Below are 22,920 nucleotides of genomic sequence, written 5' to 3'. Positions count from 1 at the left end.
TGTGCTGATGCATTCACGCTCCCGCTACTCCCGCCGCTCTGTTCTGGCTGGCCTTTGCGCCCTGCCGGTTGCCATGTTTGGAGCCGCGATGGGCGCGCCTGTCTTCAATTGCGCACTGGCCGCTGCCAGCCCCGACATCAGCGCAAAAGACCTGCCCAAAATGCTGGCCGAGCTTGAGGCGTCAAGCGGCGGCAGGCTTGGCGTGGCAGCCAGTGTCAGCAATGGCGGCAACGTATTGTCGTACCGAGGGGATGAACGCTTCCCCATGTGCAGCACCTTCAAAGTGCTGGCGGCGGCAGCTGTTCTGCGGGACAAACCGGATATTCTTGAACAGAGAATCCATTTTGCCAAAAACGACATCCAGCCCTGGTCGCCCGTTTCGGAAAAGCATCTGGAAGACGGCATGACTGTATCAGAGCTGTGCGCAGCCATGCTCCAGCACAGCGACAATACGGCTGCCAACCTTGTGCTTGCCCAGTTGGGCGGCCCTGCGGGCTTGACCACCATTGCCCGCAGCTTTGGCGACACTACGTTTCGCCTTGACCGCTGGGAAGTGGAGCTGAACACAGCCATTCCCGGCGATGCGCGCGATACCACAACGCCCATTGCCATGTGCCGCACCCTGAACGGCCTGCTTTGCGGCAATCAGCTGAAAGCGCCAGCCCAAAAACAGCTGACGGACTGGATGCTGGGCTGCGCAACCGGGGCCGGGCGCATCCCCGCTGGAGCGCCGCAGGGCTGGCGCCCGGCGCACAAAAGCGGCAGCGGAGAAAACGGCACCGCCAACGATGTGGGCGTACTGTTGCCGCCGGGCAATCCCGGGCAAGCAGCCAAGGCCCGCAATGGCAAAAACAAACCGCGGACTGTGGCCCTCTACCTCACGGGATCGCGCCTGACCGGATCGGGAAACGACAAAATCCTTGCCCAGGCAACTCGTCTGGTCTGCGCCGCAGAAGGGCTTGCGACGCCGCTTGACAATATGTATTGACATGATTGATCAGCAAAGGTATGAAGTCCGACTTTCGAGGTATCACATGCAGAACTATCGCATTTCTCTCAATGACCTTTCCCCCGAGGGCAAGGAATTTACTCTGGACGACCCCGCCATCTGGCAGGAGCCCATGGAGGAATTCCACCTGGAGTGCCGCGTGAGCAAACCACTGTGCGCACGCATTCTGGTTTTGCCCACGGACGGCGGCTGGCTTGTGCGCGGCACGCTTGAGGGAGAAGTTGTTCTGCCTTGCAGCCGTTGCGCGGAAGATTCCATAGTGGCCATTGCCGCGCGCTTTGAAGATTTTGAGAGTCTTCCTGGCGGCAGCGATGATGAAGACGAAGAAGGAAATTACGCCCCCCTGCCCGATATGGATGGCGTGACCGAAGGCCGCATTGTGTTTGAACGCAACGCCCCCATGCTGGACATGGCCGCCATTTGCTGGGAAGAATTCATGCTGGCCTTACCCCCGACACCCCTTTGCCGGGATAACTGCAAAGGCCTGTGCGCCGGATGCGGGGTTAATCTTAATGAAGGCATGTGCGCCTGCACAGAAGATGAAGGCGACCCCCGCATGTCGGCATTGCGCGGCCTCACTCTGCACAAAAACTAGACAATCACAATTTTTTTTACTAATCTGCTGTGTCTTGCGGGCGGGCATGTGCGCCAAGCCGCCCAAACCCGCACAAACATTCCGCAAGACAGGAAAAGGAGACTACCATGGCCGTTCAGCAAAACAAGAAATCCCGTTCCCGCAAGGGCATGCGCCGCTCCCATGATCGCGTGGCCGTGCCTGCCGTTATCTACTGCTCCTGCGGCGAACCAACCGTTCCGCACAGCGTGTGCCCTAACTGCGGTACCTACAAAGGCCGCCAGGTGATCGCCAAAAGCGAAAACGAATAATGAACGAGCGCCCCATCATTGCCGTGGACGCCATGGGCGGGGATTTTGGCCCCTCTGTGGTTGTGCCGGGAGCTATAGAAGCTGCAAGGCTTTATGATCTGCATGTCCAGCTTGTGGGCGACACCCCCAAGCTGGAGGCCGAGCTCGAAAAGCTCGATCTTGCCAATGTGCATTTCGACATAGTTCAGGCCGATGATGTGGTGCATATGAACGAAAAGCCTTCGGACATTCTGCGCCGCAAGAAAAACGCGTCCATCCAGGTGGCCTGCCGTCAGGTCAAGGATGGCGCGGCGGATGCCGTTGTCAGCGCCGGACATTCCGGCGCTACGGTGGCTTGCGGCATGTTCATCATGGGGCGTTTGCCCGGAGTGGAGCGCCCTGCTCTTGCCACCCTGCTGCCCACGGAAAAAAATCCCGTGGTCGTGCTGGATGTGGGAGCAAACGTGGATTGCCGCCCTTATCATCTGTTCCAGTTTGGCCTCATGGGCGATGCGTTTGCCCGTGACCTTCTGGGCTATGCCTCCCCGCGTGTGAGCATCCTCAGTATTGGCGAAGAAGAGGGCAAGGGCAACAGTCAGGTCAAGGAAGCCTACGACCTACTTAAAATGGCCCAAAACCTCAACTTTGCGGGCAATGCAGAAGGGCGCGACATCTTTATTGGCAATATCGACGTGGTTGTCTGCGATGGTTTTGTCGGTAACGTGGTCGTTAAGATGAGCGAGGGGCTGGCCACTTCTCTGGTGCGCATGCTCAAGAAGGTATTTACGTCCGGCGTTTTGCCCGCCATTGGCGGCATGCTGGCCAAGGGCGCTTTCAAACGCTTTGCCCGCACCATTGACTATGCAGAATACGGCGGCGCTCCCCTGCTGGGCCTTCAGGGCCTGGCAATTGTCTGCCACGGACGCTCCAGCGCCAAGGCCATGACAAACGCCATCAAGATGAGTGGAACCTTTGTGCGCAAGGGAACCAACAGCCGCCTCGGTGAAACCATTCTTGCCAACGAGGAACTTACACGTTTCTCCCGCGCTATATAACCCTACGGTATTTCTATGAATCCACTCTGTCATCTGCTCGCCTTGAGCGCCTATGTGCCGGATACGGTGCTGACCAATAGCGATCTCGCCAAGGTGGTGGACACCAATGACGAATGGATTGTTACCCGCACCGGCATCAAACAGCGCCACAGGCTGGGCGATGCGGAAAACGCCTCGGATCTCGGCCTCAAGGCCGCCCGCAAGGCGCTTGTGGAAGCCGGGATGGACGCAGGAGAGCTCACCCATATAGTTGGCGCAACCTGCACCCCTGACGTGCTCTCTCCCTCTGTGTCCTGCATCATTGCCGGACAGCTGGGCGCGGGCAAGGTCATGGCCTTTGATATCAGCGCGGCCTGCTCGGGCTTTCTGTACGGGCTTTCCATCTGCCGCGCCCTGTTGGCGCAGGATCCTGACGCCAAAATTCTTTTTGTCTGCACAGAGGCGCTTACCCGCCGTGTAAACTGGGCAGACCGTTCCACGTGCGTGCTTTTTGGCGATGCGGCCACGGCCTGCATTGTGAGCAGCGCTTCCAACAACGCCATGTCTTGCGTTGAAGACGTGGTTTGCCACAGCGACGGCGTGCAGCGCGACCTTATTGTGGTCGGCGGCGGCACCCGCTGCCAGTACGGCCTTGGCCAACCTGTTGGTGAAGACTTTTTCATCACCATGCAGGGCCGCGAAACATACAAGCATGCCGTGCGCAACATGGTGCACGTGTGCGAGGAAGTGCTTGCGCGCAACGGCCTTTCGGGCGCCGATGTGGACCTGCTGGTGCCGCATCAGGCAAACATGCGCATTATTGAAGCCGTGGGCAGCCGCCTTGAATTGACAGGCGATCGCGTGTTCACCAATGTGGAAAAATACGGCAACACATCTTCCGCCTCCATTCCCCTGGCACTGACCGAAGCCCGTGCCCAAGGCCGCATCCGCCCCGGCAGCCGCGTTCTTATGACGGCTTTTGGAGCAGGCCTTACCTGGGGTGCCGCATTGTTACGCTTTTAAGGCAATGCGCCTGCGGGATTGCCCCGCAGCACAGCGCCATGTATACTGAATTTCAGTCAGGCCAGGCCGTAAGCTGGGCAGCGCCGTTGCAAAATTAACGCAAAAGGGCGATCCACGGGATACGGTCTCCTTTTTTACAGGACTCAGACAAAGGCGATACAAGCATGAGCACAGCGCAATCCTCCCCTGCAGCCGGACTGCCGACAGCCCTGGTTACCGGCGGTTCGCGCGGCATTGGTCGGGCCATTGCCCAAACCCTTGCCCGTGACGGCTTTCAGGTATTTCTCACCTACGTCAGCAAACCCGAAGAGGCGGAAAAAGTCGCTGCCGACATCTGCGCCGCTGGCGGCAAGGCCCAGGCCTTTGCACTTGATGTCAGCAACAGCGAGGCTGTGGCCACTTTTTTCGCAACCCAGATCAAGGACAAGGTTGATCTTGCGGTGCTGGTGAACAATGCCGGCATTACCAAAGACTGCGTTCTTATACGCATGAAGGACGAAGACTTTGACCGCGTTATTGCCGTCAACCTTCGCGGCGCGTTCGTCTGTACGCGCGAAGCCGCAAAAATCATGAGCAAGTCCCGCAAGGGACGCATCGTTAATATTTCTTCCGTGGTGGGGCAGATGGGCAACGCGGGGCAGGCCAACTACGCTTCGGCCAAAGCCGCCCTCCTGGGGCTTACCAAGTCCTGCGCCAAAGAACTGGCCGCCCGCCAGATTACGGTCAACGCCGTAACGCCGGGTTTTATCGAAACGGACATGACCGCGACACTCAGTGCCGATGTACGGGCGAGCTACACAGATAGCATCCCGCTCAGACGCATGGGCAGCGCCGAAGATGTGGCAGAGGCCGTGGCTTTTCTTGCCTCGGACAAGGCGGCCTACATCACCGGGCAGGTGCTGGGAGTGAACGGCGGCATGTACTGCTAGGCATTTACTACGGAAGACACCCGGCCAGGGCCGGGGTTAAGCAGACCACTAATTTATCTGGAGGATACCATGTCTGACGTTACTGAAAAAGTTACAAAAATCATCATCGACCAGCTCGGCGTGACCGCTGAAGAAGTGAAGCCCGCTGCTTCCTTTGTGGAAGACCTCGGCGCCGACTCCCTTGACCTTACCGAACTGATCATGGCCATGGAAGAAGAATTCGACATCGAAATCGCCGATGACGACGCCCAGAAGATCCTGAAAGTACAGGATGCCATCAGCTACATCGAAAACAAGCAATAATAACGCTTGTTATAGTATATGCAGCGCGGGGGGGTCTGCCCCCCGCCTCAAAGGAGCATGCATGACCCGTCCCCGCGTAGTAATCACCGGCATAGGCGGCGTTACGCCCCTCGCCAATGATATTGAGAGCACCTGGAAAAAACTGCTCGCAGGCGAGTCGGGCATCGCGCCCATCACGCTTTTTGACGCCTCCGCCTACGATTCCCGCATTGCCGGTGAAGTGAAAAACTTTGTCGCCGAAGACTACATGCCCATGAAGCAGGCTCGGCGCATGGATCGCTTCACCCAGTTTGCAGTGGCCTCTGCCAAGATGCTGCTTGAAGACTCCAAGTACGAAATCACCGATGCCAACGCCTACGATACGGGCGTGATCCTCGGCGTCGGCCTGGGCGGTCTGCACACCATCGAAACCTACCACGCCAAGCTGCTGGAATCCGGCCCCCACAAAATTTCGCCCTTCATGATCCCCATGCTGATTTCCAACATGGGGCCGGGACAGATTTCCATCTTCACCGGCGCCAAGGGCTCGAACATCGTCACCACCACGGCCTGCGCCTCTGCCATCCACGCTCTTGGCACCGCCTACAGCGAAATGGTTCTGGGCCGCGCGACCGCAGTTATTTCCGGCGGTGTTGAAGCTACTGTTACGCCTCTTGGCGTGGCCGGATTTACGGCCCTCAAGGCCCTTTCCACGCAGTTCAACGATGAACCTGCCCGCGCATCCCGCCCCTTTGACGCAAACCGCGATGGCTTTGTCATCGGCGAAGGCGCTGGCCTGCTGCTGCTGGAAACGCTGGAATCCGCGCAGGCGCGCGGCGCTAAAATTTATGCGGAAATGGTTGGTTACGGCGCGTCTGGCGATGCCTACCACATGACCGCCCCCCGTGACGACGGCGAAGGCATGGCCCGCGCCATGCAGAACGCCCTGCGCGAAGCTGGCATTGACGCTTCGGCCATTGGGCACATCAATGCCCACGCCACGTCCACCATGCTGAACGACAGCACGGAAACCAAGGCCATCAAGACCGTTTTTGGCACGTATGCCAAGAAGGTCAAGATTTCGGCCACCAAATCCATGACCGGGCACCTGCTCGGCGCGGCTGGCGGTATTGAATCCGTCTTCACGGCCCTTGCCCTGCATGACGAAATGCTGCCCGGCACCATTAACCTTGAAAACCCCGATCCCGCATGTGATCTCGATTACATGGCCGACGGCTCCAAGCACATCGCCTGCGAATACGCCATGTGCAATTCCTTCGGCTTCGGCGGCACCAACGCCAGCGTGATCTTCAAGAAGTGGCAACAGTAGCCGACAGTTTTTACTCGGCCTCTGCCCTCCCCGTTTGATAATCATCTGCCCGCCGTTGTGGCGGGCAGAACATTTCAAAAGGATGCGACGTCATGGACGAAATCCTGCTGCAAGACCCGGAACTGGCGCGAGCCATCACGCTTGAATCCGACCGTCAGATGAGCAAACTTGAGCTCATCGCTTCTGAAAACTTTGTTTCCCGCGCCGTTCGCGAAGCGCAAGGCAGCGTACTTACCCACAAGTACGCCGAAGGCTATCCCGGCAAGCGCTACTACGGCGGCTGCGAATATGTGGATATAGCCGAGACCCTGGCTCAGGATCGCGCCAAGCAGCTTTTCAACTGCGAATACGTGAACGTGCAGCCGCACTCCGGCTCGCAGGCCAACATGGCCGCCTACCTCGCTTTTCTGAAGCCCGGCGATACTATTCTGGGCATGAACCTTTCGCACGGCGGCCACCTCACCCACGGCAGCCCGGTGAACTTTTCTGGTCGGCTGTTCAACATTGTTTCTTACGGCGTGCAGCGCGAGACGGGCCGCATAGATTATGACGAAGTCGCCGCCCTGGCCCGCGAGCACAAGCCCAACGCCATTGTTGCCGGCGCAAGCGCTTACCCACGCGCCATCGACTTTGCCCGCTTCCGCCAGATCGCTGACGAAGTCGGCGCCAAGCTGGTGGTGGATATGGCGCACATCGCTGGCCTTGTGGCCGCCGGTCTGCACCAGAGCCCGCTTTCGTACGCCCACATCACCACCACGACCACGCACAAAACCCTGCGCGGCCCCCGTGGCGGCATGATTCTTTCTACCGAAGACATGGGCAAAACCCTGAACAGCCAGATTTTCCCCGGCATTCAGGGCGGCCCCCTCATGCACGTTATTGCGGCCAAGGCAGTGGCCTTTGGCGAAGCCCTGCGCCCCGCCTTCAAAACGTACCAGCAACGCGTGGTGACCAACGCCGCCGTGCTTGCCAAGTATCTTATGGATGCCGGGTACGACCTTGTTTCCGGCGGCACGGACAACCACCTGATGCTGGTTGACCTGACCAACAAGGACGTCACGGGCAAAGATGCGGAACACGCTCTTGATCAGGCGGGCATCACCGTCAACAAGAACACGGTGCCCTTTGAAACCCGCTCGCCCTTTGTGACCTCTGGTGTGCGCCTTGGCACTGCTGCCCTGACCACGCGCGGCATGAAGGAAGACGACATGCGCACCGTGGGCGCGTTCATTGTGGATGCCATTGAAAAGCGCGAGGACGCTGCCGCTCTTGAAAAGATCAGCAAGAACGTTGAAGAATTTGCGCGTCAGTTCCCGCTATTCGCCTGGTAACGGGCTGATTTTCGGGCGGTTTTTCTGACGCCTCGGCCCCGCAGGCAACTTTGGGGGCAGGTGCCGGAAAAACCGCCAGATATAATCATAGAGGGGCTGCGCCCCCTTTGACAAAGCCCCGGTTTTGAGAAAAACAGGGGCTTTGCCTTGCATAGACAGGCAGATAAAAAACAGCTGTTTCACCACAGCACAGCACTGCCGATGCAGCGGGACGACCGGAACCGCAAGCGCTGCCTGACGCAGCATCACGGCAAAATAGCCCCACACTGCCAGTCGCGGATATTTTGACGTCAGGCAAAGAAGGCAAGGGCGCGGTGATGGGAGCGTACTCTTCTGGTACGCGACCGGAACCGCAAGTGCTGCCTGACGCAGCATCACGGCAAAATAGCCCGACAGGCAACTTGGCATTTTCACCAGCCGCCTGTACACTACCACCAATCAACATACGGGTGTGTTATGCAGCGAATGCCGTGGCCGGAATATTTTATGAACATCACGTACCTGGTGAGCGGGCGTTCCACGTGTACGCGGCGCAAGGTGGGTGCGGTGGCGGTTAAGGACAAGCGCATTTTAGCCACGGGATACAACGGGGCTCCGGCGGGGGTTCCGCACTGTCTTGAGGTGGGGTGCCTGCGAGAGCAACTGGGCATTCCTTCGGGGCAGAGGCACGAGATATGCCGGGGGCTGCATGCGGAGCAGAATGTCATTATTCAGGCTGCCGTGCACGGCATCAATATCAGTGGCGCAGAGATTTATTGCACGACGCATCCTTGCGTGTTGTGCAGCAAGATGTTGATAAATTGCGGCATACGCCACATTTATTATGCGGAATATTACCCTGACGAGCTTGCGGAGCAAATGCTCAAGGAAGCCGGGGTCATTGCGGAAAAGCTGGATTTTGCACCGCCTGTTATCAGCGCCCAAGCCGGAGTAGACTACCATGTCTGAACTGGATTTTGTTCCCTTTATGCGTGAAGCCATTGATCTTGCAGAAAAAGGTCGGTGGCATGCCTGCCCCAACCCCACGGTGGGGGCGGTGCTGGTGCGCGATGGGCAAATTGTGGCTCGGGGCTGGCACCACGCCGCCGGAGAGGATCATGCAGAAGTGGACTGCATCAAGGATGCGGCCTCGCGAGGCATAAATCCTGCGGAATGCACCCTGGTTGTCACGCTTGAACCGTGCTGCCATCAGGGCAAAACACCCCCCTGCACCGAGGCCATCAAGGCTGCGGGCATCAAAAAGGTGGTCGTGGGCCTTGCTGATCCCAATCCTGTTGCCTGCGGCGGCGCTTGCCAGCTGCGCGAAAGCGGCGTTGAAGTGATTGAAGGCGTCTGCGAGCAGGAATGCCGCGACCTTGTGGCCGATTTTCTGATCTGGCAGCAGCACAAGCGCCCCTATGTAATGCTGAAAATGGCCGCCACCCTTGATGGACGCATCGCCACCCGCAAGGGCCAGTCAAAATGGATAAGCTGCGATAAATCCAGAGAAGAAGTGCAGGAACTGCGCGCGGGCATCGGCCTTTGCGGCGGCGCTATTCTCGTGGGCGGCGGCACCTTTCGCACTGACAACCCACAGCTTACCGTGCGGGGCGAAAACGCCGGGCCGCAGCCTCTGGCCTGCGTACTTACCTCACGCCTGCCCCAGCCCGATGCGGATTTTCACCTGCTTAAAGACCGCCCGGAACAGACAGTTTTTATGGTTTCGCCCGCTGCGGCGGCCTCCACCACTGCCAAGGCCCTGCGCGACATCGGCGTGAGAGTTCTGGCGCTAGGCCCCGGCATGCACGGTGGGCCGGACTTTCCCAATCTGCTGCGCGCAGTGTGGGAAGAACTGAACTGCCCCTACATGCTTTGCGAGGGCGGCGGGCATCTGGCCCTGAGCCTGCTGGAAGCGGGCCTTGTGGACGACTTCCGCCTGCACCTTGCGCCCATGATTCTGGGCGACGAAGACGCCCTGCCGCTCTTTTCCGGTCGCGCGCCCCTGAGCCTGGAAGACGCCCTGCGCATGCGCGTGAGCAATACGCACCTGTGCGGCGAGGACATACACATTCACCTGCGGCCTCTTGAAGCCGCCAAGGCATAGGCGGGCGCATGTTCACCGGCATTATCCAGGGCCAGGGCGAGGTTCTCGCCCTGCGCGACACCGGCACGGAACGCAGGTTCACCCTGCGCCCCCTGTTCAGTCTGCCCTCCATAGTCGATGGCGAATCCATTGCCGTCAACGGCGCATGCCTTTCGGTGGAAACCCACGGCGAAGGCGTGTTCACAGCCTATGCCTCCGCAGAAACCCTCTCGCGCACCACGCTGGGCAAGCTCAAGACCGGCGACAGCGTGAACATGGAGAGGGCACTGGCCCTGGGTGACCGCCTTGGCGGGCATCTGGTGAGCGGGCATGTGGATTGCCTTGCCACGGTGCGCAGCGTTACGGGCGCGGGCCAGTCGCTGTGCTGCCGCCTTGCCTTTCCCAAGGAATACGGGGTGGAGGTCATTGCCAAGGGCTCCGTGGCCCTTGACGGCATCAGCCTTACCATCAATGATTGCGGACCTGATTTTCTTGAGGTCAACATCATTCCCGATACGCAGAAGCGCACCACCATGCGCAACTGGCGGCCGGGAACACTGGTGAATATGGAAACCGACCTCATCGGCAAATATGTGCGCAGCCTTTTGGGGGCCTGGGCTCCCGGCAGCAAGAGCGCGGCAGAGCAAAATGCCGCTGCGCAGACCAGCGGGTTAAGCCGCGAGATGCTCTTGCGCAACGGCTTTTTCTGAACCTTTCCACTTACAGAAATATTACAAAAAACGCGTTAGCGCGCGGGCACTTGCGCCAACGCGCCAAGGAGTTGCCATGAGCACTGTTACCACCATCGCCGGACAGTTGGACGCCAAGGGCCTCAAGATCGCCATTGTGGCCACCCGTTTCAACGATTTTATCGTAGACCGCCTTGTGGGCGGCGCGCAGGATTATCTGGAACGTCACGGCCTTGATACCGCCAACATCACCATTGTGCGTATTCCCGGCGCATTTGAAATGCCGCTGGTCTGCCAGAAGCTGGTCAATTCCGGCAAGTATGACGGCGTGTTGGCGCTTGGCGCGGTTATTCGCGGCGGCACCCCCCACTTTGACTACGTGTGCGCCGAGGCCAGCAAGGGCATTGCCCAGGCCATGATGCACTCCGGCGTTCCCATCGGCTTTGGCCTGCTGACCTGCGACACCATTGAACAGGCCATTGAACGCGCCGGTTCCAAGGGCGGCAACAAGGGCGTGGAAGCTGCGGCAGCCATGCTGGAAACCATCCGCGTTATGGAGCAGTTGTAACCCATGGCAAAAGCCAAATCAGCCACACGCCGCGGCGAACGCGAACTGGCCTTTCAGGTTCTGTACGGCCTTTCCTTCACCCCGGCCCGTGATATTGACGATCTGCGGCGCTTTTTTCGCATTTCTCCTGACTATCTTGCCCGTTGGGAAGGTCAGGAACCGCCCAGCCATCCCTCTGGTTTTGCCTGGGAACTGGTGGCAGGCGTGTGGAGCAAGAGCGACGAGCTGGACGCAGCCATCACCAATTTTTCTCGCAACTGGCGCGTAGACCGCATGGGCCGCGTGGAGCTGACCCTGCTGCGCCTTGCCGTTTTTGAAATCATGTACCGCAGTGATGTGCCGCCCAAGGTTGCCATCAACGAGGCACTGGAACTCAGCCGCCAGTTTGGCGAAGGCAACGCCAAAAGCTTTATCAACGGCATTCTTGATGCCGTGGCCAAAGCTCTGGAAACCGGCGGAATCTCCCGGCCCGCTGCCGATCCTTCAACCATATCCGAGTAATCCGGTAAAGCCCCATGACGCACGAACGCTATAATCCGCAAGCTATCGAAGAAAAGTGGCAGTCTCGCTGGCAGGCCGAAAACGCTTTTGCCTGCACCCACATGAGCAACAAGCCCAAGTATTATGTGCTTGAAATGTTCCCCTATCCTTCGGGCAATATCCACATGGGCCATGTGCGCAACTACGCCATTGGCGATGTGGTGGCGCGCAGCAAGCGCATGCTGGGCTTCAACGTATTGCACCCCATGGGATGGGACGCCTTTGGTCTGCCTGCGGAAAACGCGGCCATCAAAAACAATACCCATCCCGCCAAGTGGACATACGCCAACATAGACAACATGCGGGCGCAGCTGAAGCGCCTTGGCTATTCCTACGACTGGGATCGCGAAATCGCCACCTGCCGCCCCGAGTACTATCGCTGGGAGCAGATGTTCTTTTTGCGCCTGCTGGAAAAAGGGCTCGTGTACCGCAAAAAGGCGGCGCAGAACTGGTGCCCCTCGTGCCACACGGTGCTCGCCAACGAGCAGGTTGTCGATGGCCTTTGCTGGCGTTGCGACAGCCGCGTGGAGCAGAAGGATCTGACCCAGTGGTTCCTCAAGATCACGGCTTACGGCGATGAACTGCTGCAAGACCTGCAAAGCCTTGAAGGCGACTGGCCCGACCGCGTTATCGCCATGCAGCGCAACTGGATTGGCAAATCCACGGGCGCGGCCATCACTTTTGGTCTGGAAAACGCGGGCCTCAAGGCAGAAGGCGTCACGGGCATAGACGTGTTCACCACGCGACCCGACACGCTCTTTGGCGTGACCTTCATGACGCTGGCCCCCGAGCATCCGCTGGTGGAAAAGCTCATCGAAGGCTACGAAAAAGCCGATGAAGTGCGCGCCTTTGTTGATCGCATCCGCAATATGGACCGCATCGACCGCCAGTCCGATTCTCTGGAAAAAGAAGGCATCTTCACCGGTGCCTACGCCGTGCATCCCTTTACCGGGCAGCGCGTGCCGCTGTGGCTGGGCAACTTTGTTCTGGCCGATTACGGCACCGGCGCGGTTATGGGCGTGCCCGCCCACGACCAGCGCGATTTTGAGTTTGCCCGCAAATACGGTCTGCCCGTACGTGTGGTCATCAGCCCCAAGGATGAGCAGATTGAGCCTGAAACCTTGACCGAAGCCTACACCGCTGAAGGTTTCATGGTTAATTCCGGTCCCTTTGACGGCACCGCCAACGAGGACGGCAAAAAGGCCGTGGCTCAGGCGCTGGAAAAGGACGGCAAGGGCAAGGCCACCACGCAGTTCCGCCTGCGCGACTGGAACATTTCGCGCCAGCGCTACTGGGGCGCGCCCATCCCCGTCATTTACTGCGACAAGTGCGGCGTGGTGCCTGAAAAGGAAGAAAACCTGCCCGTGCTGCTGCCCATGGACGTGAAAATCCGCGAAGACGGGCGCTCTCCCCTGCCGGAAACGCCGGAATTCGCCTCGTGCACCTGCCCCAAGTGCGGCGGAACCGCCCGGCGCGAAACCGACACCATGGATACCTTTGTGGAATCCTCGTGGTATTTCGCCCGCTACACCAGCGCCCGCAAGGAAGATGGCCCCTTTGACGCGGAGGCCCTCAAGTACTGGCTGCCCGTTGACCAGTACATTGGCGGCGTGGAACACGCCATCCTGCATCTGCTCTACTCGCGCTTTTTCACCAAGGTGCTGCGCGATCTGGGCTTTTTCCCTGCCGAACTCAACGAGCCTTTCGCCAACCTGCTCACCCAGGGCATGGTGCTGAAAGACGGCAGCAAGATGTCCAAGTCCAAGGGCAACGTTGTTGCGCCTTCCGACATGATCGCCAAGTACGGCGCGGATACGGTGCGCTTGTTCTGCCTCTTTGCCGCGCCAGCCGAGCGCGACTTTGACTGGTCGGATTCTGGCATCGAAGGCGCGTCGCGCTTTATTGGCCGCGTGTGGCGTCTTTTTGATGACGAAAAAGACCGCCTGCTGCCCCTCAAGGCCTGCCAGTCCACGGCCGAGGACGCCCAGAGCGAGGAAGCCCGCGACCTGCGGCGCCGCGAGCACCTTACGGTCAAAAAATGCAGCGAAGACATGGGCGACCGCTTCCAGTTCAACACGGCCATTGCCGCAGTAATGGAACTGGTCAACACCATGTACCTTTCACGCGAAAAGCTTGGCGTCACGGAAGGCGACCGCCGCGTATTCTCGTCGGCCATGGCCTCCGTGCTTACGTTGCTTTCGCCCATCACGCCCCATGTTTGCGAAGAACTGTGGCAGCACCTGGGGCACGGCACCCAGCTTGCCAGCGAACTTCTGCCCAAGTGGGACGACGCCGCTACCGTTCAGGACATGCTCACCGTGGCCCTTCAGGTCAACGGCAAGCTGCGCGGCACGGTGCAGATACCCGCCGCCGCGGACAAAGCCGCCATGGAACAGGCCGCACTGGCTGATTCCTCCGTACAGCGCCACATTGACGGGCTGACCGTGCGCAAGGTGGTGGTGGTTCCCGGCAAACTGGTCAACATCGTTGCCAACTAATTGATTATCATGGCGGAAGGGACTGTTTTTCGCAGATGAAAAACGCCCCTTCCGCCTGTGTACCCCTTCCCCGTTCCCCCTTTTGTACCTATACTGACTGCGTTGGCAGTTTTACCAGATGACAAACCTGGATTTGCGGGATTTATTCCAAGGCGGAATCTATTCCGGGCGGGTTTTATTCCGAGGCTGCTACGGCAGTCTTTTTTTTATCAATTTTCAGAACCACGGAACATCATGAGCGCGGCACATCCCGGATTCAGTTTTCTTGTATGCCCTGACGGGCAGTTGCTGCGCGCGCGCATGGAGCAGCTGCTTTCTTCCTTTCCGCCCGCCAGCGGGCAGTGGGAAAGGCACGTCTACTGGGGTGACGAGGAACCCTCGCCGCGCTTCTGGGAGCAGCTCACCCTGCAAGGGCTGTTCGGCGCGCCGCGTGTGCTGGTGGTGCGGCAGGCCAACTTGTGGCCCGCAGCGGTGTGGAAAAAGGTATCGCATGCGCTGGCCCGGCCCTCAGAACAGTGCTGGCCCTTTTTTTGTATGGAAGTGGCCTGGGACAAAGGTCAGCCCAAAATTCCCGCACATATTGCCAAGTTGCGCTGCATGGCCTTTGCCGATCAGCAGGGCTGGATATGGCGGCAGGACGGCCTCAACGAACGGGCGGTCAAAAAGCACGTGCTGCAACGCTCGCACGAGATGGGGCTGCGCTTTGAACAGGACGCCCTGGAGCAGTTCTGCGCCTCTGTGCCGCCCGATGCCATGGCCATTGAAAATGAGCTGATCAAGCTGCAACTGCTGCGCAATACCGCGCAGGATGCTGCCCGGGAGAAATCACAGGCAGATTCTCACGGGGCGGATCAGGTTCCCGACCAGGGCACCATTACCCTGGCCATGACCGCCACGGCTTCGTGGAATCCAGAGTGCAACGTCTTTGACTGCATCCGGCACATGGAGGCGGGCAACCTCACCGCCGTGTGGAAGGAACTTTCGCGCAGCCAGGACGGAGACAGCCTGCTGTTTTCTTTGCTGGCCCTGCTGGCGCGCGAGTTGCGCCTGCTCTGGCAACTGTGGGCGGGCGAAAAGGTTCGCGTACATCCCAACGAGGCCTCCTTTAAAAAGCAGTTGGCAACCCGGCTCGGCCCCGCAGTGCTCGCGGAGTGCATGTCCACTGTTATGGATGCGGAGTTGCAGGTAAAGAGCGGCCGCAGATCGCCAAGCCAGAGCCTGGACTATCTCGCGGCCCGCATGACAGACCTGTTTGCCGCAGGCCGCACCCGCACCTGACGCAACCCGCCGGGCAGAACATCGCCGCGCCAGCCTCGCGCGGTGCAAATGCGGTTATTGCGGCCCATATTCCGCTGCGGCCCGCATTTATCATTTTCGCTCACATAAAAAACGGCAAAGGATTTGCGGGATGCATGCGCCTTTATCCGCCCGCCCCCTTGCGCAACCTCCAAGACTGCTTATTTTATGACAGCAAAGCCAACATCCACCCCGCCCACAAGCCTCGGGCATCGTGAGCGGCTACGGCAAAGACTGGAACTGGAACCCACAGCAGTGGCGGATTATGAAGTGCTGGAGCTGCTGCTTGGCTACGGGTTGACCCGCAAGGACACAAAGCCCCTCGCCAAGGAACTGATACAGGAGTTTGGCAGCATCCGCGGAGCGCTGGACGCAAGGCCCGAAGAACTCTTGCAGGTGCCCGGTTTCGGGCCGGGATTGCTGGCCTTATGGCGTGTTTTGGACGAAACGCGGGCGCGCTACGCCGCGGCAGAGCTGCGGCAAAAGGAAGTTCTGGCAACACCCGAGGCCGTGGCCCGCATGGCGCAGGCCCGGCTTGGCACAAGCCCCCACGAAGAATGCTGGCTGGCGCTGGTAGACAGGCGCAACCGCCTTATGGCCTGGGAGCGCCTGCGCAGGGGCGGCATTGCAGAAGTTTCAATCTACCCAAGGGACGTTCTTGAAGCGGCCCTGCTCCGTAAGGCAAGCGGCATAATTCTGGTGCACAACCACCCCGGCGGCAACCCGGGGCCTTCGCAGGAAGACCGCCTGCTGACAGAAGAACTGCAAAGACTGGCGCCCCGCATGGGGCTGCGCTTTCTGGATCATGTCATCGTTACTGATGGAGACTGCTACAGCATAACGCAATCGCAACGCATTTGAATCGAAAGCAGTCGGGGAGAATATATATGGCTGACATCAATGAAAAAGACATTTTGCTGCATCAGGAAGAGCCCATTGAGGCAGAACCTGCCATCGACAGCGAAACGGACAAGGCGGAAATGAACGCGCCCGAAGCGCTGGATCACGAGGGCAGCCTCAATACAGCGGCGCAGAGCATTCCCGACACGCTGCCCGTGTTGCCCGTTCGAGACGTGGTTATCTTCAACTATATGATCCTGCCGCTCTTTATCGGGCGCGACAAATCCGTGCAGGCCGTGGACGCAGCCCTGAAAAACGGACGGCACCTGCTTGTGTGCGCGCAAAAAGAAGAAGCCACCGAAGACCCCAAGCCGGAAGACCTCTACGAGGTCGGCACCGTGGTGCAGGTTATGCGCATGCTCAAGATGCCCGATTCGCGGGTGAAAATTCTTGTGCAGGGCGTCAGCCGCGCACGGGTTACGGGCTACCGTCAGGTGGAACCATTCCTTGAAGCGCGCATCGAAACCCTGCCCGAACAAATCCCTGTGGTAGATGCCACGGTGGAGGCTCTGTTGCGCTCCGTGCGCGAGCAGAGCGAAAAGGTGCTGACCCTGCGCGGTCTTTCCTCGCCAGACGTGCTTGCAGTTTTGCAGGGTGTGGACGATCCGGGCCGCCTGGCCGACCTTATCGCCGCCAATATGCGCATGAAAACCGCAGATGCACAGCGCATTCTCGAAGCGGAGAATCCCATTGACCGCCTCATGCTGGTCAACACACAGTTGCAACGCGAGGTGGAAGTCGCCACCGTGCAGGCGCGCATACAGAGCTCGGCCCGCGAAGGCATGGACAAGGCGCAGAAGGATTATTTTTTGCGCGAGCAGCTCAAGGCTATCCGCACCGAACTTGGCGACAAGGATGAAGACGGCGAGGAAGACCTTGAAAACCTCAAGCAGGCCCTTGAAAAAGCAGGCCTGCCCAAGGACGTGCGCAAGGAAGCCGACAAGCAGTTGCGCCGCCTTTCGGGCATGCACGCCGACTCTTCCGAGGCCAACGTGGTGCGCACCTACCTTGACTGGCTGGTGGAACTGCCGTGGAAAAAGCTTTCGCGCGACAGGCTGGATATTGTCCATGCCAAGGAAATTCTTGACGAAGACCACTGCGGGCTCGACAAAATCAAGGACCGCATCCTTGAATTCCTGAGCGTGCGCAAGCTCAATCCGCAGTCCAAGGGCCCCATCCTCTGCTTTGCGGGCCCTCCCGGCGTGGGCAAAACCTCGCTTGGGCGCTCCATTGCGCGGGCGCTGGGCCGCAGATTCCAGCGGCTTTCGCTGGGCGGCATGCACGATGAGGCGGAAATCCGCGGGCATCGGCGCACCTACATAGGCGCCATGCCGGGGCGCATCATTCAGGCCCTCAAGCAGGCCGGTACGCGCAACCCCGTTATTGTGCTGGACGAAGTGGACAAGCTGGGCGCGGATTTCAGGGGCGATCCCTCATCCGCCCTGCTGGAAGTGCTTGATCCGGAACAGAACTACACCTTCAGCGACCACTACCTGAACGTGCCCTTTGATCTTTCAAAGGTTATGTTCCTCTGCACGGCCAACCATCTGGAAACTATTCCGGCGGCCCTGCGCGACCGTATGGAAGTCATTTCCCTGCCCGGCTACACCTTGCAGGAAAAGGCCCAGATCGCCCGCAAGCATCTGCTGCCCAAAAAGGTGGAAGACAACGGCCTTGCACCCAAGGATGTGGAACTGACGGAAGAAGCCCTGGAAAAGATCATCCGAGAATACACGCGCGAGGCTGGGCTGCGCAACCTTGAACGCGAGCTTTCCTCCATCTGCCGCAAACTGGCCCGCCGCAAGGCCGAGGGCAAAAAGCCGCCCTTCATGGTTGACGTGGCCGATGTGGAAAAGCTGCTGGGCGCGCCCCGCTTTATTGAGGACGAAAAGGAAAAGAAGCTCATACCCGGCATGGCTCTGGGCCTGGCCTGGACGCCCGCTGGCGGCGAAGTGCTGACAGTTGAAGCCACTGTCATGAAGGGCAAGGGAGGCCTTACCCTCACCGGGCAGCTTGGCGATGTGATGAAGGAAAGCGCCCAGGCGGCCTTGAGCTACATCCGTAGCCGTGCGGAAGACCTTGGCGTTGACCCCGGCTTTGTGTCGCAATACGACGTGCACGTGCACGTGCCTGCGGGCGCAACGCCCAAGGACGGCCCCTCGGCAGGCGTTACGCTGACCACGGCCCTCATCTCCGCCCTGAGCGGAAGGCGTGTGCGCGCAGACCTGTGCATGACCGGCGAAATCACCCTGCAAGGCCGGGTGCTGCCTGTGGGCGGCATCAAGGAGAAGATTCTGGCGGGCGTGGCGCGCGGCCTCAAGCATGTGGTCATTCCGCACCAGAACGTCAAAGACCTCGAGGATGTGCCCAAGGAACTGCTCAAGCGCATCACCGTGCACCCTGTGCACCATTATGACGAGCTGCTGCCCATCGTGTTTGAAACCAAGGGCGGGCGCGGCAGTTCCGCAACGGGCAAGGGCGGCAAAAGCAAGGTGGAAGAATCCACAGGCGTAGCTGCCAATGGGACGGCAACAGCCAAAACCGCTGGCGCCAGAAAGCCCAAGCGGCCCGCAGAAGCCGGAGCCTGACATTCGTGCGCCTCAAGCAATATATAGATGAAGCGACAGAACAACTGACAAAGGCGGGGGTGGACAGCCCCCGCCTTTGCGCAGAAGTGCTGGCGCGCGAAACGCTAAAAGGAGATCCTTCCGGATCCGCCCGCCTGTTTTGCATTCTGGAGGCAGGGCGGGAGCTGACAAACAGGGAAGAAAAAGAGTTTCTGGCGCTGGTGGCCTGCCGGGCCACGGGGCAACCCCTGGCCCAGATCATCGGGCGCAAGGAATTTTATGGACGTGACTTTGCGGTTACGCGGCACACCCTTATTCCCAGACCAGAAACGGAACTCATTGTGGACAATGCTCTGGAGCTGCTGCCGGAAGAACGCCTCAGCTTTGCTGACCTGGGCACTGGCACGGGCTGCATTGGCATCACTCTGGCGGCGGAGCGCCCCTGCTGGAGCGGTATTCTGCTGGATATCTGCCCCAATGCCATTGCCGTTGCCGCGCAGAATGCAGAGCGGCATAGTGTGGATAGCAGGATAACGGCGCTGCGGGCAGACATGCGTACTCCGCCGCTCAAGCCGGAATCACTGCGCCTGCTTGTGAGCAACCCTCCATATATAGCTGATGCCGAGCGGCACATGGTTATGGATGAAGTGCTGCACAACGAGCCGCATAGCGCCCTGTTCTCTAAAAACAACGGCCTGCTCCACCTGAAAGCAGCCGTGGATGCAGCCGCGCTTGCACTGCAGGATGACGGTTGGGTTTTGCTGGAGCACGGCGCAAATCAGGCGGATGCCGTACACGAAATGCTGTCTGCAACGGGAATTTTCAAAAAAATTGAAAATAAACGGGACATTGCCCAACTTAACCGTTGCACATTGGCGAGGAAAGGGCTATAAGGCCAAATCGTTTCCGCGCAAATGCGCGAAAAACGGTAAAAAGCAACACGGCTCACTGTAATTTGAAAAAATTTGAGCCAAAGCGAATTTTTTGCTTGCAAAGCAGAATGAAAATCGCTAATAAGCTGTGTTGCCGCTGGCGTAGCTCAACTGGCAGAGCAGCTGATTTGTAATCAGCAGGTTGCGGGTTCGAGTCCCATCGCCAGCTCCACAAGAAGCTGAACGAAGATCGGACATTCCGACTTTTCGGCAAGAGTGGAGGGGTTCCCGAGTGGCCAAAGGGAACAGACTGTAAATCTGTCGTCGTAAGACTTCGGTGGTTCAAATCCACCCCCCTCCACCACCACTTTTCCGTTGCCAAATACTGGACGGTTGGTGGCTGGTTTGAATAAACTGCCTTGGCTGTAGGAGACAGGACGCCTGTCGGGGAACTACGGTAGCGTGCGGGAATAGCTCAACGGCTAGAGCATCAGCCTTCCAAGCTGAGGGTTGCGGGTTCGAATCCCGTTTCCCGCTCCAAAATCCTGCCTGAATCCGCCTCCCCCTCAGTCACCTTGTCCGCCAATGCACGTTCCCTGGTGTCCAGGGACTGAATGCGGATAGCGGGCCGCCCAACGGAACTTCCCACTGCCGCAGCCGTTACGCGAGGAGCAGGCGTTACAGCTCTACGAATTCAAAACGAATTTAGTAACGCAGGTAAAACGCAAACATTTTTTTCTCCAGGGAGACGTACAATGGGCAAGGAAAAATTCGAACGTAAAAAGCCCCATGTAAACATCGGCACCATCGGCCACATCGACCATGGCAAGACCACCCTCACCGCCGCCATCACCAAGATCGCCGGCCTGAAGGGCTCGGGCAAGTTCATTTCGTATGACGAAATCGACAAGGCCCCCGAAGAAAAGGAACGCGGCATCACCATTTCCACCGCACACGTGGAATACGAAACCGCTTCCCGTCACTACGCCCACGTTGACTGCCCCGGCCACGCCGACTACATCAAGAACATGATCACCGGCGCTGCCCAGATGGACGGCGGTATCATCGTTGTGGCCGCCACTGACGGCCCCATGCCCCAGACCCGTGAGCACATCCTGCTTGCCCGTCAGGTCGGCGTGCCCCAGCTCGTGGTGTTCCTGAACAAGTGCGATCTGGTTGACGACGAAGAACTGCTGGAACTCGTGGAACTCGAAGTTCGCGAACTGCTCTCCAGCTACGACTTCCCCGGTGATGACGTTCCGGTTATCCGCGGTTCCGCCCTTAAGGCTCTGGAATGCGATAACCCCGACGCGCCCGAAGCCAAGTGCATTCTTGACCTTCTGCAGGCTTGCGATGACTTCATTCCTGAACCGGAACGCGACATTGACAAGCCCTTCCTGATGCCCATCGAAGACGTGTTCTCCATCTCTGGCCGTGGTACCGTTGTTACCGGTCGTGTGGAACGCGGTATTCTGAAGGTCAGCGACGAAGTGGAAATCGTGGGTATCAAGCCCACCCAGAAGACCATCTGCACCGGCGTGGAAATGTTCCGCAAGCTGCTTGACCAGGGTCAGGCTGGCGACAACATCGGCGCCCTGCTTCGCGGCACCAAGCGTGACGACGTGGAACGCGGCCAGGTTCTTGCCGCTCCCAAGAGCATCACGCCCCACAAGAAGTTCAAGGCTGAAGTGTACGTTCTCTCCAAGGAAGAAGGCGGCCGTCATACCCCGTTCTTCTCTGGCTACCGTCCTCAGTTCTACTTCCGTACCACTGACATCACCGGCATCATCAACCTGCCCGAAGGCGTGGAAATGGTTATGCCTGGCGATAACTCCCAGTTCATCGTTGAACTCATCGCCCCCATCGCCATGGAAGGTGGCCTGCGTTTCGCCATTCGCGAAGGCGGCCGCACCGTTGGCTCCGGTGTGGTGACCGAAATCATCGAGTAGCATATGCGAATTAATATCATACTGGCCTGCACCGAGTGCAAGCGCCGCAACTACAGCACCCGGAAGAACAAGAAAAACACTACCGGTCGGCTGGAAATGAAAAAGTATTGTCCCTGGGATAAGAAGCACACTGTGCATCGCGAAACCAGGTAAAATAAACTTCCGCCGGGGGGCGATAAGCCCCCCGGACGGTGTGCAGGGCAGTAGCTCTAACGGCTAGAGCGGCGGTCTCCAAAACCGCATGTTGGGGGTTCGAATCCCTCCTGCCCTGCCATTTTTTATCTCCGGATTACACCATGGCAAAAAAACAAGCTCAAGCTGCCGACCTTAAGGCGGACAAAGGCCCGAACCCTGTCGTACGGTTTACTCGCTACGTTGAGGACGCCAAGGCCGAATTGCGCAAGGTCACCTGGCCCACGTTGCAGGAAACGCGCAAAGCCACCTTGGCCGTTTTGGGCTTTGTAGCCGTGATGGCTGTCATCCTGGGGCTGGTGGACTTTGGTCTGTCTTCCCTGATCAAGACCCTATTGTCCTGAAGGCCGATATGAAAGACCCTGTTATCGACGAAACTTCCGAGCTCTGTAAAAAAGCTCGCTGGTACATCGTGCACACCTACTCGGGTTTCGAGCAGCGTGTGCAGAAGACCATTAACGAGTTGCGCCGCACCGGACAGGATGAAGGGCTTATTGAGGAAGTTGTTGTTCCCACTGAAAAGGTTATTGAACCTACCAAGGGCGGACAGCAACGCACCTCTACGCGCAAGTTCTATCCCGGGTATGTCATGGTGCGCATGACCATGACGGATCTTTCCTGGCATCTGGTACAGTCCATCCCCAAGGTCACCGGCTTTGTGGGCGGCAAAAACCGTCCTACCCCAATGCGTGAGAGTGAAGCACAGCGCATTCTCTCCCTGATGGAGTCTCGCCAGGAAACGCCAAGGCCCAAGTTCAACTTTGACCGCGGCGACGAAGTACGCGTTATTGAAGGGCCGTTTGGCGGCTTCAATGGCGTTGTGGAAGACGTCAACTACGACAAGGGGAAACTGCGCGTTTCCGTTTCCATTTTTGGTCGTCAGACCCCTGTGGAACTGGATTTCGTGCAGGTATCCAAAGGTTAATGACTTGCCCCCGCGCGACAGGGCTTTGCCTTGAACTGCGCGAGCAGCGATGAAGGATAA

At 58.9% G+C, this 22,920-nt stretch carries 24 protein-coding genes and 4 tRNA genes; 27 read left to right on the top strand and 1 reads right to left on the bottom strand.

What is annotated here, in order from left to right:
- Window positions 1-7: 7 nt before the first annotated feature.
- The 9 genes from bla (at window position 8) to glyA (ending at window position 7,802) form a co-directional block, all read left to right on the top strand.
- Window positions 8-988 carry a class A beta-lactamase gene (bla, locus tag G449_RS16260; protein WP_022658458.1) on the top strand — a complete coding sequence of 327 codons (981 nt, stop codon included), beginning with the start codon at window positions 8-10 and terminating at the stop codon, window positions 986-988.
- Between the two features lie 46 nt (window positions 989-1,034).
- Entirely contained in the window at window positions 1,035-1,604 is a 570-nt protein-coding gene (locus G449_RS0106260) for a YceD family protein (RefSeq protein WP_022658457.1), read from the top strand.
- Window positions 1,605-1,711: 107 nt separating this feature from the next.
- On the top strand, window positions 1,712-1,894 hold the full coding sequence (gene rpmF / locus G449_RS0106255) for a 50S ribosomal protein L32 (RefSeq protein WP_022658456.1): 183 nt from the start codon (window positions 1,712-1,714) through the stop codon (window positions 1,892-1,894).
- Window positions 1,894-2,928 (top strand): phosphate acyltransferase PlsX, encoded by a 1,035-nt coding sequence (gene plsX, locus G449_RS0106250; RefSeq protein ID WP_022658455.1) that lies wholly within the window; start codon window positions 1,894-1,896, stop codon window positions 2,926-2,928. The genes rpmF and plsX overlap by 1 nt, the downstream gene beginning before the upstream one ends.
- Before the next feature lie 15 nt (window positions 2,929-2,943).
- Window positions 2,944-3,930, top strand: a complete 987-nt coding sequence (locus G449_RS0106245) for a beta-ketoacyl-ACP synthase III (RefSeq protein ID WP_022658454.1) — start codon at window positions 2,944-2,946, stop codon at window positions 3,928-3,930.
- Between the two features lie 164 nt (window positions 3,931-4,094).
- Window positions 4,095-4,859, top strand: coding sequence for a 3-oxoacyl-[acyl-carrier-protein] reductase (fabG, locus tag G449_RS0106240; protein ID WP_022658453.1), 765 nt, complete (start codon window positions 4,095-4,097; stop codon window positions 4,857-4,859).
- 69 nt (window positions 4,860-4,928) lie between these two features.
- Window positions 4,929-5,162 (top strand): acyl carrier protein, encoded by a 234-nt coding sequence (gene acpP, locus G449_RS0106235; RefSeq protein ID WP_022658452.1) that lies wholly within the window; start codon window positions 4,929-4,931, stop codon window positions 5,160-5,162.
- Between the two features lie 61 nt (window positions 5,163-5,223).
- Window positions 5,224-6,471, top strand: a complete 1,248-nt coding sequence (gene fabF, locus G449_RS0106230; protein WP_022658451.1) for a beta-ketoacyl-ACP synthase II — start codon at window positions 5,224-5,226, stop codon at window positions 6,469-6,471.
- Window positions 6,472-6,563: 92 nt separating this feature from the next.
- Window positions 6,564-7,802 carry a serine hydroxymethyltransferase gene (glyA, locus tag G449_RS0106225; RefSeq protein ID WP_022658450.1) on the top strand — a complete coding sequence of 413 codons (1,239 nt, stop codon included), beginning with the start codon at window positions 6,564-6,566 and terminating at the stop codon, window positions 7,800-7,802.
- On the opposite strand, the gene G449_RS0106220 is transcribed toward glyA, so the two are convergent.
- Window positions 7,788-8,216 (bottom strand): hypothetical protein, encoded by a 429-nt coding sequence (locus G449_RS0106220; RefSeq protein ID WP_159060445.1) that lies wholly within the window; start codon window positions 8,214-8,216, stop codon window positions 7,788-7,790. The two genes, glyA and G449_RS0106220, sit on opposite strands and share 15 nt — an antisense overlap.
- 42 nt (window positions 8,217-8,258) lie before the next feature.
- Here G449_RS0106220 and G449_RS16255 point away from each other — a divergent pair, with 42 nt between their 5' ends.
- The 18 genes from G449_RS16255 to nusG all read left to right on the top strand — a co-directional run bounded on the left by G449_RS16255 (window position 8,259) and on the right by nusG (window position 22,860).
- Window positions 8,259-8,750 carry a deoxycytidylate deaminase gene (locus G449_RS16255; RefSeq protein ID WP_022658448.1) on the top strand — a complete coding sequence of 164 codons (492 nt, stop codon included), beginning with the start codon at window positions 8,259-8,261 and terminating at the stop codon, window positions 8,748-8,750.
- Window positions 8,743-9,885 (top strand): bifunctional diaminohydroxyphosphoribosylaminopyrimidine deaminase/5-amino-6-(5-phosphoribosylamino)uracil reductase RibD, encoded by a 1,143-nt coding sequence (gene ribD / locus G449_RS0106210; protein ID WP_022658447.1) that lies wholly within the window; start codon window positions 8,743-8,745, stop codon window positions 9,883-9,885. The genes G449_RS16255 and ribD overlap by 8 nt, the downstream gene beginning before the upstream one ends.
- Window positions 9,886-9,893: 8 nt before the next feature.
- Window positions 9,894-10,574 carry a riboflavin synthase gene (locus tag G449_RS0106205; protein WP_022658446.1) on the top strand — a complete coding sequence of 227 codons (681 nt, stop codon included), beginning with the start codon at window positions 9,894-9,896 and terminating at the stop codon, window positions 10,572-10,574.
- A 76-nt stretch (window positions 10,575-10,650) separates the two neighbouring features.
- Window positions 10,651-11,121, top strand: a complete 471-nt coding sequence (gene ribH, locus G449_RS0106200; protein ID WP_022658445.1) for a 6,7-dimethyl-8-ribityllumazine synthase — start codon at window positions 10,651-10,653, stop codon at window positions 11,119-11,121.
- A gap of 3 nt (window positions 11,122-11,124) precedes the next feature.
- The gene (gene nusB / locus G449_RS0106195; protein ID WP_022658444.1) at window positions 11,125-11,622 is read left to right on the top strand and encodes a transcription antitermination factor NusB; all 498 of its coding nucleotides are present in this window, start codon (window positions 11,125-11,127) and stop codon (window positions 11,620-11,622) included.
- Between the two features lie 14 nt (window positions 11,623-11,636).
- Window positions 11,637-14,159, top strand: coding sequence for a leucine--tRNA ligase (gene leuS, locus G449_RS0106190; protein ID WP_022658443.1), 2,523 nt, complete (start codon window positions 11,637-11,639; stop codon window positions 14,157-14,159).
- A 234-nt stretch (window positions 14,160-14,393) separates the two neighbouring features.
- A complete protein-coding gene (locus G449_RS0106185) occupies window positions 14,394-15,437 on the top strand; it encodes a DNA polymerase III subunit delta (protein ID WP_022658442.1) in 1,044 nt (347 codons plus the stop codon).
- Window positions 15,438-15,623: 186 nt separating this feature from the next.
- Entirely contained in the window at window positions 15,624-16,316 is a 693-nt protein-coding gene (locus G449_RS0106180) for a JAB domain-containing protein (protein WP_027180755.1), read from the top strand.
- A gap of 26 nt (window positions 16,317-16,342) precedes the next feature.
- A complete protein-coding gene (gene lon / locus G449_RS16250; protein ID WP_022658440.1) occupies window positions 16,343-18,943 on the top strand; it encodes an endopeptidase La in 2,601 nt (866 codons plus the stop codon).
- Window positions 18,944-18,948: 5 nt separating this feature from the next.
- A complete protein-coding gene (gene prmC, locus G449_RS0106170) occupies window positions 18,949-19,815 on the top strand; it encodes a peptide chain release factor N(5)-glutamine methyltransferase (RefSeq protein WP_022658439.1) in 867 nt (288 codons plus the stop codon).
- Window positions 19,816-19,950: 135 nt separating this feature from the next.
- Window positions 19,951-20,026, top strand: a tRNA-Thr gene (locus G449_RS0106165).
- 46 nt (window positions 20,027-20,072) lie between these two features.
- A tRNA-Tyr gene (locus G449_RS0106160) sits at window positions 20,073-20,158 on the top strand.
- A gap of 100 nt (window positions 20,159-20,258) precedes the next feature.
- A tRNA-Gly gene (locus tag G449_RS0106155) sits at window positions 20,259-20,334 on the top strand.
- A gap of 215 nt (window positions 20,335-20,549) precedes the next feature.
- Entirely contained in the window at window positions 20,550-21,743 is a 1,194-nt protein-coding gene (tuf, locus tag G449_RS0106150) for an elongation factor Tu (protein ID WP_022658438.1), read from the top strand.
- A 3-nt stretch (window positions 21,744-21,746) separates the two neighbouring features.
- Window positions 21,747-21,896, top strand: coding sequence for a 50S ribosomal protein L33 (gene rpmG, locus G449_RS18090; protein ID WP_022658437.1), 150 nt, complete (start codon window positions 21,747-21,749; stop codon window positions 21,894-21,896).
- Window positions 21,897-21,940: 44 nt separating this feature from the next.
- A tRNA-Trp gene (locus tag G449_RS0106145) sits at window positions 21,941-22,017 on the top strand.
- Window positions 22,018-22,039: 22 nt separating this feature from the next.
- Window positions 22,040-22,279 (top strand): preprotein translocase subunit SecE, encoded by a 240-nt coding sequence (gene secE / locus G449_RS0106140; RefSeq protein ID WP_022658436.1) that lies wholly within the window; start codon window positions 22,040-22,042, stop codon window positions 22,277-22,279.
- A gap of 8 nt (window positions 22,280-22,287) precedes the next feature.
- Entirely contained in the window at window positions 22,288-22,860 is a 573-nt protein-coding gene (nusG, locus tag G449_RS0106135) for a transcription termination/antitermination protein NusG (RefSeq protein WP_022658435.1), read from the top strand.
- Window positions 22,861-22,920 lie beyond the last annotated feature (60 nt).

Origin of the sequence: Desulfovibrio desulfuricans DSM 642, from assembly GCF_000420465.1 — a bacterium.
In the GTDB taxonomy this organism is placed as follows: domain Bacteria; phylum Desulfobacterota; class Desulfovibrionia; order Desulfovibrionales; family Desulfovibrionaceae; genus Desulfovibrio; species Desulfovibrio desulfuricans.
Note: the sequence above shows the minus strand (reverse complement) of the source record. Positions and strands in the feature narration are given on the sequence as shown.

Bases quoted from the DNA above. Each gene is read 5' to 3' on its own strand.
- tuf (WP_022658438.1), top strand. From the start codon at position 20,550: ATGGGCAAGGAAAAATTCGAACGTAAAAAGCCCCATGTAAACATCGGC.
- G449_RS0106180 (WP_027180755.1), top strand. From the start codon at position 15,624: ATGACAGCAAAGCCAACATCCACCCCGCCCACAAGCCTCGGGCATCGT.
- G449_RS16255 (WP_022658448.1), top strand. From the start codon at position 8,259: ATGCAGCGAATGCCGTGGCCGGAATATTTTATGAACATCACGTACCTG.
- rpmG (WP_022658437.1), top strand. From the start codon at position 21,747: ATGCGAATTAATATCATACTGGCCTGCACCGAGTGCAAGCGCCGCAAC.
- ribH (WP_022658445.1), top strand. From the start codon at position 10,651: ATGAGCACTGTTACCACCATCGCCGGACAGTTGGACGCCAAGGGCCTC.
- nusG (WP_022658435.1), top strand. From the start codon at position 22,288: ATGAAAGACCCTGTTATCGACGAAACTTCCGAGCTCTGTAAAAAAGCT.
- G449_RS0106185 (WP_022658442.1), top strand. From the start codon at position 14,394: ATGAGCGCGGCACATCCCGGATTCAGTTTTCTTGTATGCCCTGACGGG.
- nusB (WP_022658444.1), top strand. From the start codon at position 11,125: ATGGCAAAAGCCAAATCAGCCACACGCCGCGGCGAACGCGAACTGGCC.
- G449_RS0106205 (WP_022658446.1), top strand. From the start codon at position 9,894: ATGTTCACCGGCATTATCCAGGGCCAGGGCGAGGTTCTCGCCCTGCGC.
- bla (WP_022658458.1), top strand. From the start codon at position 8: ATGCATTCACGCTCCCGCTACTCCCGCCGCTCTGTTCTGGCTGGCCTT.
- fabF (WP_022658451.1), top strand. From the start codon at position 5,224: ATGACCCGTCCCCGCGTAGTAATCACCGGCATAGGCGGCGTTACGCCC.
- acpP (WP_022658452.1), top strand. From the start codon at position 4,929: ATGTCTGACGTTACTGAAAAAGTTACAAAAATCATCATCGACCAGCTC.
- leuS (WP_022658443.1), top strand. From the start codon at position 11,637: ATGACGCACGAACGCTATAATCCGCAAGCTATCGAAGAAAAGTGGCAG.
- lon (WP_022658440.1), top strand. From the start codon at position 16,343: ATGGCTGACATCAATGAAAAAGACATTTTGCTGCATCAGGAAGAGCCC.
- plsX (WP_022658455.1), top strand. From the start codon at position 1,894: ATGAACGAGCGCCCCATCATTGCCGTGGACGCCATGGGCGGGGATTTT.
- G449_RS0106245 (WP_022658454.1), top strand. From the start codon at position 2,944: ATGAATCCACTCTGTCATCTGCTCGCCTTGAGCGCCTATGTGCCGGAT.
- fabG (WP_022658453.1), top strand. From the start codon at position 4,095: ATGAGCACAGCGCAATCCTCCCCTGCAGCCGGACTGCCGACAGCCCTG.
- ribD (WP_022658447.1), top strand. From the start codon at position 8,743: ATGTCTGAACTGGATTTTGTTCCCTTTATGCGTGAAGCCATTGATCTT.
- secE (WP_022658436.1), top strand. From the start codon at position 22,040: ATGGCAAAAAAACAAGCTCAAGCTGCCGACCTTAAGGCGGACAAAGGC.
- G449_RS0106260 (WP_022658457.1), top strand. From the start codon at position 1,035: ATGCAGAACTATCGCATTTCTCTCAATGACCTTTCCCCCGAGGGCAAG.
- rpmF (WP_022658456.1), top strand. From the start codon at position 1,712: ATGGCCGTTCAGCAAAACAAGAAATCCCGTTCCCGCAAGGGCATGCGC.
- glyA (WP_022658450.1), top strand. From the start codon at position 6,564: ATGGACGAAATCCTGCTGCAAGACCCGGAACTGGCGCGAGCCATCACG.